This window comes from Schwartzia sp. (in: firmicutes) (assembly GCF_978017985.1).
In genome coordinates this window covers 1-9,746 of the sequence record NZ_CDXDFU010000001.1, presented here as the reverse complement: position 1 = coordinate 9,746, position 9,746 = coordinate 1, and the positions used below count along the sequence as shown (strand labels likewise).

At 50.9% G+C, this 9,746-nt stretch carries 7 protein-coding genes; all 7 read left to right on the top strand.

The genetic code is table 11. The features are described from left to right. Positions 1–206: 206 nt before the first annotated feature. The 7 genes from serS to ACY69O_RS00005 all read left to right on the top strand — a co-directional run bounded on the left by serS (position 207) and on the right by ACY69O_RS00005 (position 9,475). Entirely contained in the window at positions 207–1,472 is a 1,266-nt protein-coding gene (gene serS / locus ACY69O_RS00035) for a serine--tRNA ligase (RefSeq protein ID WP_462331429.1), read from the top strand. 15 nt (positions 1,473–1,487) lie between these two features. Next, positions 1,488–2,825, top strand: coding sequence for a replicative DNA helicase (dnaB, locus tag ACY69O_RS00030; protein ID WP_462331428.1), 1,338 nt, complete (start codon positions 1,488–1,490; stop codon positions 2,823–2,825). Between the two features lie 14 nt (positions 2,826–2,839). Then, positions 2,840–3,244 carry a DUF4234 domain-containing protein gene (locus ACY69O_RS00025; RefSeq protein WP_462331427.1) on the top strand — a complete coding sequence of 135 codons (405 nt, stop codon included), beginning with the start codon at positions 2,840–2,842 and terminating at the stop codon, positions 3,242–3,244. Positions 3,245–3,247: 3 nt separating this feature from the next. Then, positions 3,248–3,616 carry a DUF2752 domain-containing protein gene (locus ACY69O_RS00020; RefSeq protein WP_462331426.1) on the top strand — a complete coding sequence of 123 codons (369 nt, stop codon included), beginning with the start codon at positions 3,248–3,250 and terminating at the stop codon, positions 3,614–3,616. Between the two features lie 112 nt (positions 3,617–3,728). Beyond that, a complete protein-coding gene (locus ACY69O_RS00015; protein WP_462331425.1) occupies positions 3,729–5,903 on the top strand; it encodes a transporter substrate-binding domain-containing diguanylate cyclase in 2,175 nt (724 codons plus the stop codon). A 215-nt stretch (positions 5,904–6,118) separates the two neighbouring features. Then, positions 6,119–7,276, top strand: coding sequence for a glycoside hydrolase family 3 N-terminal domain-containing protein (locus ACY69O_RS00010; protein WP_462331424.1), 1,158 nt, complete (start codon positions 6,119–6,121; stop codon positions 7,274–7,276). A 141-nt stretch (positions 7,277–7,417) separates the two neighbouring features. Continuing rightward, the gene (locus ACY69O_RS00005) at positions 7,418–9,475 is read left to right on the top strand and encodes an elongation factor G (RefSeq protein WP_462331423.1); all 2,058 of its coding nucleotides are present in this window, start codon (positions 7,418–7,420) and stop codon (positions 9,473–9,475) included. Positions 9,476–9,746: the final 271 nt, after the last annotated feature.

Below are 9,746 nucleotides of genomic sequence, written 5' to 3'. Positions count from 1 at the left end.
TAGTATTACTTAACAGAAACGAAACGCATAATAGGATTGTTTTGCCGTTGGCAAAACATGATTCAAGGCGTTATATCAAACTTCGTTTGATGAAATGCTGCTGAGGAGAGTTTGCCTATGGCAAACTTTGATTAAAGGCATTATAATATAAGAATACTTTTGTAATGAATTCGATGGCTGGGGCCGTCGATAGGAGGCTAAATGATATGTTGGATTTGAAGTTTGTCCGTGAAAATCTGGACGTTGTAAAGACGATGCTGAAAAACCGTCACAATCCTCTCTCTCTTGATGAGTTTGAGAAGCTTGAGAAAGAACGCCGCGAGATTCTTGGAGAGGTCGAGGCGCTCAAAAATAAGCGCAATACGGCTTCAAAGGAAATCAGCGTAATGAAAAAGAACGGCGAGAACGCGGATGCTCTCGTCACTGAAATGCGCGAAGTCGGAGACAAAATCAAGGAGCTTGACGCACGTCTCAAGGACGTGGAGACGAATCTTACGGATATTCTTCTTCATATTCCTAACATTCCTAAGGAAGATGTACCTATCGGAAAGGACGATACGGAGAATCCTGAAATCCGCAAATGGGGCGAGCCGAAGAAGTTCAGCTTTGAGCCGAAGGCTCACTGGGATATCGGTTCTGACCTTGATATTCTCGATGCTGAGCGCGCAGCAAAAGTTTCCGGCGCACGCTTTACGTTCTACAAAGGTCTTGGCGCACGTCTTGAGCGTGCCTGCATCAATTTCATGATGGACCTGCATGCAAAACAGGGCTATACGGAAATGCTCGCGCCTTACATCGTAAACCGTGATTCCATGGTTGGTACGGGGCAGCTCCCGAAATTCGCCGAGGATATGTTCAAGCTCGAGGGACTGGACCAGTATCTTGTTCCGACGGCTGAGGTTCCGGCAACGAATTTCCACCGCGAGGAAATCCTCGACGGCGCAAAGCTGCCTGAGCATTATACAGTATATACGGCAAGCTTCCGTGCTGAGGCAGGAAGCGCAGGCCGCGATACCCGCGGTCTTATCCGTCAGCACCAGTTAAACAAGGTAGAGCTTATCAAGTTCGCTCTTCCTGAAGAGTCCTGGGACGAGCTTGAGGGCATGATTCATGACGCAGAGGAAGTTCTGCAGCTTCTGAAGCTCCCGTATCACGTTGGTACTCTCTGCACAGGAGATCTGAGCTTCACATCGGCAAAGACATACGATATCGAGGTATGGATGCCGGCACAGAACTGCTACCGTGAGATTTCCTCCTGCTCCAACTGCCTTGATTATCAGGCACGCCGTGCAAATATCAAATTCCGCCGTACACCGAAGGATAAGCCGGAATTTGTTCATACCCTTAACGGTTCCGGACTTGCGGTCGGCCGTACTGTGGCCGCTATCCTTGAGAACTATCAGCAGGAGGACGGCTCCGTCATCGTGCCGGAGGCTCTCGTGCCGTACATGGGCGTTGAAGTCATTAAATAAGCAAAAGGTGAAGTTATGATAGAACGGGTACCACCGCAAAGTATAGAAGCGGAGCAGGCCGTCCTCGGAGCGATGCTCATAAAGAAAGAGGCTGCTATCGAGGCGATGGAAATCCTCCGGCCGGAGGATTTTTACCGTGACGCGCACCGTGTCGTTTTTGAGGCCATCATGGCTGTTTTTCAGAACGACAGCGCCGTGGATATGATTACGGTTACTGAGCAGCTTAAAAAATCGGATATGCTTGAAAAGGCGGGCGGCGTAGCCGGTGTTACCGCCCTTGCGAATGCTGTCCCGACGGCGGCGAATGTGGTCTATCATGCGAAGATCGTCCGCGAAAAGGCGGAGCTCCGCGAGCTCATAAACGCGGGCTCGGAGATTACAGGCTGGGCGTTTGAGGACAGTGACGACGTTGATACTGTCATGGACCGTGCGGAAAAGCGTATTCTTGATGTTACGGCCCGTGAGAATTCGGCGGATTTTACCCCTATGAAGGATATTGTCATAGAGACCTTCAAGCAGGTAGAGAACCGCGCCGGCAACAAGGGTGCTCTTACGGGTGTTGCTTCGGGCTTCACGGATTTGGACAAGCTCACTTCGGGCTTTCAGCCCTCTGATTTGATTCTCGTGGCGGCACGTCCGTCCATGGGTAAAACGGCGTTCACCCTGAACATCGCTTCATATGTGGCGGTGCATCTGGACAAGCCTGTAGCTTTTTTCTCGCTGGAAATGTCCAAGGAGCAGCTTGTACAGCGTATGCTCTGCTCCGAGGGTGCCATAGATTCTCAGCGTCTTAGAAACGGCGATTTGAATGACGAGGACTGGGAACATCTTATAGCGGCGGCAGACCGGCTTACGAATGCTCCTGTGTTTATCGACGATACACCGGGCATCACGGTAATGGAGCTTCGCTCCAAGGCCCGCCGTGTCAAGGCAGAGCACGGACTTTCTCTCGTTGTCATCGACTATCTGCAGCTCATGTCGGGCCGTGGCTCGAAGGGCAGCGATAACCGTCAGCAGGAGATTTCGGAGATTTCCCGTTCCCTGAAGGCGCTGGCAAGAGAGCTGAAGGTTCCTGTCATAGCGCTTTCGCAGCTTTCGCGAAGCGTTGAGTCCCGTCAGGTCAAGCGGCCTATGCTTTCCGACCTTCGTGAGTCGGGTTCTCTTGAGCAGGACGCGGATATTGTTATGTTCCTCTACCGTGAGGATTACTACGATAAAGAAACAGAGCAGCAGAACGTTACCGAGGTCATTGTTGCCAAGCACAGAAACGGCCCTATCGACACGGTACGTCTCTACTTTGATAAGGAATTTACGCGGTTTGCCAATTTTGCCGGAAATCTGCCGGATCAGTAAGGAGGATATGACCATTGGAAGGACATTGGGAAAAAAGAGGAATTGTTAAGGCTGTAGTATTTTCTATCATCACATGCGGACTTTACGGTATCTACTGGCTGTATGCAATGACCAACGAGTGCCACGAGGCGGCAGGCCGTCAGACAACGGCTTCCGGCGGCATGGCATGTATTTATACTTTCGTCACCTGCGGTATCTACTTCTTCTACTGGCTCTATAAGATGGGAGCAACTCTGGAAGAGGCGAAGCGCAACCGCGGCATCTACGTGGACGGAAACGACAGCATCATGTATCTGCTGTTTGCATTCTTCGGTCTTGCTATCGTCAGTGAGGCGCTGATTCAGAGCACTCTGAACGATCTTTACGATTTCGACGAGGCTGTTGCACGCGGCGAAAATCTTCCGACCGCGCAGGGATAAGATATGGAATCAGGGCGCAGGAAAGACGCTTTGAAAAAATACGGCGGGCTCCTTTTATTGGGGCTCGCCTATTTTGCGTTTATAAAGCTCACGGGACTGAGCATTCCGTGTCCGTTTCATGCGCTGACAGGCTTTCTGTGCCCTGGCTGCGGCATTACTGATATGTTTCTTGCGCTTTTTGCAGGGGATATTTCGGGAGCCTTCGCGGCAAATCAGATGCTCTTTGTCACAGGGCCCTTTATTCTGGCTCTAACCGCGTACGACGAGGCTCACTGGATAAAGACAGGCAGAAGGGCGGAGGTTTCCCCGTGGATATGGAAGGTTCTCCTGGCAGCGTTTGCCGTGTTCACGGTCTGGAGAAATGTTTTTTGAGCTGCCTGTAATCTGCTTTGCAGGAAATTTAATATTTACGGCGAATTCTATATTTCGGGAGAGTATATCCCCCTATGTATAGAAATGTTTTTCGGCGGAAGGAGGAAAGCATATGCGCAGACTGTACGTGTGCATGGTTCTTCTTTTCGCTGTTTTTTTGCTGTCTTTTGGCAGTGTAGGCGCGGAAATGCGTAAGGTGAATATCGGGATTGTGAAAAACAGCGTGCCCGAGACCATAGAAAGCCGAAAGCTGCTCAGAACATATACAAAGACATATCTGGACGAAATCGCCCGCAAGGCGAACTGGCGTTATTCCTTGTATGAGCTCGCTCCTGAGGACGCCAAGCGTATGCTGCGTTCGGGTGAGATTGATTTCATGGTGCCCGTGACAGAAATAGATGCGGCCCGTGAGGACGGCTTTATTTTCAGCGAGGGCTTTGCCTGCTACGGGCTTTTGTCCCTTTATACCCGTGCGGACAATACGACGCTCAATGTGGAAGACAAAAGAACCATGCGCGGCTGCCGTGTGGGTATGCTGAAGCATGGCGCGTACGATATAAAGCTGCTCTATATAATGAATAAATTCGATTGGGAAGTACAGCCCGTGTATTACAGGGATTCTTCGCAGATGATGAAGGCACTCCGCGAGGGCGGGGTTGACGCTGTACTTGATGACGGCAGCCACATCACCAAAAACGAGCGCTGGCTTTTTGATATTGATGTGGTACGGCAGCAGTTTATGACCGTGGCGGAGAAAAAAGAGCTGCTGAACAGCGTAAATAATGCCATTCTCGACAGCGAGATACTGAACCCTTCCTTTGAAACGGGAATAGAGAAGGACTACCTTGACCCGGTGCAGCGTCATATTGTGAAGTATACGGAGAGGGAGCTTGACTACATAAAGTCAGCCTCTGTTCTTAGGGTGGTTGTTATGCCTTATGTGCCGCCTCTCTTTGACGTGTCGCATGAAAAGGAAAAGCCCTGGGGCATTTATGTAGACCTTATGAAGGCAGTATCGGACGATACAGGATTGAAATTTACATTCATAGAGGCAAAGGACGAGGAGGCTGCCCTAAAGCTGATGGATGCAGGCAGGGCAGACCTGATTTTTGCCGTGTATCAGAATATGAAGGTTCCGGAGGGGGCGGCTTTTACAAACACACTGAGAAAAGAGCCCTTTGTCATTGTGGTGCGCACGGGAATGGACTGGGAAGCAAACGGCTACGGCAAAATCGCGGTCCCCAGAGTTTTCCCGGGTGTCATAGAATTCATGGAAAACCACTACCCGAATGCGGAAATTGTGGAGTACAGCATGGTGAGGGACTGCCTGAGGGCGGTGGAGATGAATGAGGTGGCATGTGCCATCGTTCCAAACGAGCTTTTGGATTATTACAGCAGTACGGCGCTTCGCCCGGACATAGATATCATTCCGCTGACACGGATTAATGTTCCTGTAGGAATAGGGATATCCCCTCAGGCTTCGCAGATACTGCAGTCTGTTTTGAACACGGCATTCCTAAGGATTCCTCCTGAAGAGGTGGAACGCATTATCGAGAAAAACGGAGAGCCTGAGCTTTCGCTTAGGTATGTGGTTCAAAAATATCCCTTTCGTGTGACGCTCATTGTGGCGATTATACTTTTCTTTGCGGGATTGGGACTGTTCCTCGTATACCGCGCGAACGAAGAAAAATCCAAAAACACGGTGCTCCGCGAAAAGAACCGTCTTTTGAAGGAGGCTTTGGAGCGTATCCGTTCTCTCACGAAGGCAAGGGACTACTACAAGCAGGATGCCGAGACGGATAAGCTGACGGGACTCTTGAACAAGGGCGCATTTCACGCTGCCGCGAAGATCGCGCTTTCGGAAATGAATAACTTTGACAAAGCTATCATCTTCATCACGGATTTGGATAATTTCAAAGGGCTTAACGATACGGAAGGCCATCAGTACGGTGATGAAGTTCTTGTTGCGTACGCGAACCTTCTGAAGGAAATTTTCCCCGATGCGACCGCACTGGGGCGTTTTGGCGGAGATGAATTCATGGGAGTTCTTCTGAATATGCCGCGGGAGGAGTTCCTCAAAGACATTGAGCACCTCATGCTGGCAACACGCAACATCACATCGAACGGCAAAAAAGCGGGGGTTACGGTCAGCATAGGAGCTGCCGAGGCATACAAAGGACACCGCCGCTACAGCGAGGTATTTGAGGAGGCCGACAGGGCACTTTACACCGTGAAAAATTCCACCAGGGACGCGCTTACATTTGACGGAAAAATGTATAGAGTCTGATGTATGTTTTTTACAGGCAGCAAAAGCTGGGGCTAAATCTGCGGAGCGCAAAACTACCGCGGAATTTGGCCTCTTTTTATCTTGCAACAAATGTCTTTTTGTGTTATATTCAAGTCGTACTAATCGACGTGGGAATTTGTCCCGCGAACCCCGGGTCCGCATCCTGGGGCCTTTTTTTTAGGCTGGTAAATTTTCAGACAATATAGGGGGCTGCCATGTCAAACTTTAATTTAAGGCACTATAAAATCTGGATATTGATTGGCGCGATAGGAATGCTTGTCGCATTGACGGGATGTGTAAGACCCAGCCCCAATGTACACCCCATGAGCCGCGCGGAACAGATTGACGGTATAATAGCGCGCATGCCTGTAGAGGAAAAGGTAGGTCAGCTCATAGTCGGAAGCCTGCAGGGGCCTATTCTTGATGAACAGACAACAGGCTTCATAACAAAAAATCATTTCGGCGGATTTATCCTTTTTGACAGAAATCTCCGCGCTCCTGAGCAGGTGCGTGCCCTGACAAGCAGCCTTATGCGAAAAAACGAGGAGACGCAGGAGGCTCTCGACCCGCACCACCCGGGACTGCCGCTTTTCATCTGTATTGATGAGGAGGGCGGCTATGTATCACGATTTGAGGACCATATAAAACCGCCGCCGTCTCAGGAAGCGCTCGGCAAAGGTGAGGAAACCGCCGCGGCGCGCGTGTGGGCGGTAAAGACCGCAAAAGCTCTCCGTTCCTACGGAATTAACCTTAATTTTGCGCCCGTGCTTGATTTGGGGCTTGCCCCCGAGCGCTCCTATAGCAAAGACCCCGCAAGAGTCGCCATGTTCGGAAACGCGGCGGCAGCGGGATATACCCAGGAGCATTTTTCCTTTGTGCTGAAGCATTTCCCGGGTATCGGAAAAGGACGTGAGGATACGCACAAGGGCACGGTTGTCGTAGATGCTCCGCTGGCACAGCTTGAATCAGAGGATATGATTCCCTTCCGCAATGTGCTTTCGGGACGAAACGAAGGAAACTGCGCTGTCATGGTGGGGCATGTCATCTATTCCGCCGTGGACCGTGAACGTCCGGCGAGCCTTTCACCGGCGGTAATAACAGGACTTCTCCGGCAGAAGCTCGGATTCGACGGGGTTGTTTTCACGGACGACCTTGAAATGGATGCTATTTCAGCCAAATACGGATTCGGAACGGCTGCAGTCATGGCAGTGGAAGCCGGCGCAGATGTCGTGCTTGTATGCCATGAATATGAACACATGGAAGAAGCATATCAGGCCCTGCTGAATGCAGTAAAGGAAGGACATATTTCAGCAGAACGCCTTGATAAATCCCTCCACCGCATCGTGCGCATGAAGCTGGCGGGGGGACAGTAAAAAAATATTGTGATGTGAGCAGGCTGCCGTACAATGTGTGCGGCAGTCTTTTTTACTAAATTTGCATATAAAAGCAGGAGATTTCTTAGAATTTCACGAATAATATACATATCATTACATAATCGAACGGGAGGAATCAGCATGCAGGAATATGCGAGAAAGAACATTCGGAACATCGTTGTACTGGGACATGGTCAGGTCGGCAAGACGAGTCTTCTGGATGCATGCCTCTTCAAGACGGGCGCGGTAAGCCGCGTAGGACGTGTTGATGAGGGAACCTCGATTTATGATACCGAGCCCGAAGAAACGGCGCGGCGGTTTTCCATCACGTCAAAGCTGGCAGCGATGGAGTGGCAGGACTGTAAGCTGAATTTTCTTGATACACCGGGATATCCCGACTTCCTCAGCGAAGTGAGGGGCGCCATGCTGGCGGCGGACAACGCGCTCATCGTAATCTCCGCTCCCGACGGCATACAGGTGGAAACCGAAAAGGTATGGCGTCTGGCGGAACAGCAGCAGATGCCCCGTGCGATTTACATCAACAAAATGGACCGTGAGCATGCGGATTTCAAGAGTGTCGTGGAAGAGCTCCGTGTCCGTTTCGGCAAAGGCGTTGTCCCTGTGCAGATGCCTATAGGCGAGGGGCGCACATTCCAGGGTACAATAGACCTTCTCACATTGAGCGGAAGAATCATGTCCCATGACGCGGAGCATTTGGATACGACAGTGCCGGAATACATGGCTGCAGACGTAGAGGCAGCACGTCAGGCGCTGGTTGAGGCCCTTGCAGATTTCGACGATACGCTGCTTGAAAAATTCCTCAACGGCGAGGATATTCCCGAGGAGGATATAGGAAAAGCTCTTACCGAGGGCGTAGCGGCAGGAAAGGTGTTCCCTGTATTCTGCGGTTCCGCGGCTATGGTGCTCGGCATACGTAAATTCATGAACGGCATGGTCGCATACATGCCCGAGCCGCAGACCGTAAAAATCGGAACAGACCAGAAAACGGGAGATATAGTCGAGCGTCGTGCAAATGAAGAATTCTCCGCTCAGGTATTTAAGACAGTGGTGGAGCCAAGCGGGCGCGTAAGCTATCTGCGGATTTGGTCGGGAGAAGCGAGCGGCGATATGAGCGCGGCGAACCCGACACGCAGCGTCGTGGAAAGGTTCGGCGGATTCTTCACCACGATTGCGGGCCGTAAAGAAAAGCTGTCCCGCGCCATGGCAGGCGATATAGTGGGCACCACGAAGCTTGCCGACACGCGCACGGGAGATACGCTCTGCGACAAGGACGCTATGATACGCTATGAGGCTCCTGATTATCCGCTTTCAATGCTTATAATGGCAGCGCATGCCACGAAAAAAGAGGACGAAGAAAAGGTGGTAGCGGCTCTGGAAAAAGAGCAGATAAGCGACCAGACACTCACTGTCGAGCGCAACAAGGAAACGAAGGAAATCCTTGTCCGTGCCCTTGGCGAAGTGCAGATAGATATTCTGAAGGAGAGAGTAAAACGCAAGACAAAGCTGGACGTGGTATTCTCCGCGCCTGCTATACCTCTTCGCGAGACTATCCGCAAAAAAGCAACGGCTGAAGGAAAGCACAAAAAACAAAGCGGAGGCCACGGTCAGTACGGACACGTATTCCTTGAGCTTACGCCCCTTGCGCCGGGAACGGGAAACACCTTTACCGACGCGATTGTTGGCGGTGCAGTGCCGAAGACATTTATTCCTGCCGTCGAAAAGGGTGCAATGGAAACACTGGCTCAGGGCGTTATCGCGGGCTATCCTGTAGTGGACGTGAATGTAAAGCTTACTGACGGCTCCTATCATACGGTGGATTCCTCGGAGGCCTCCTTCAAGACTGCCGCGGCAATAGCCATCAAAAAGGCTGTTCTCGAAGCGTCGCCTGTACTGCTTGAGCCGATATTCAACGTACGCATAAGCGCGCCTGAGTATTTCATGGGAGAGGTCATGGGACAGCTGAATGCGCGCCGCGCCAAGATCATGGGCATGGAAAACGACGGACGCGACATGAGCGAAATCAAGGCGCAGATACCTGCGCTGGAACTGTTCAGATACGCTACAGACCTTCGCGCGCAGACGAGAGGCAGAGGCTCCTTCAGCGTAGAGTTCTCACACTACGAGGAAATGCCGCAGAAGGAAGCGGAGAAGTATATAAAGAAAAAAGATGAGAAATGATGCAAAGGGACGGCTTCCTACGAGGCCGTCCTTCTTTTATGAAGAATTAATCAGTGCTTGACAGAAAGACATTTACAGCTTTTTCCATTAGGGGTGGACATTTCCGATTATAAGTGTTACAATATGAAATAATAAACCGTGCAACGAAGCCGTATACACGTATCCTTTTTGGGGATACGTGTATACGGCTTTCCTGTTTAAGGACGGTTTCAAAAAATTAGGAGGGGTATTTATGTCAGAAAAGAAACAAAGCACCCTCGATAAGCTGGGG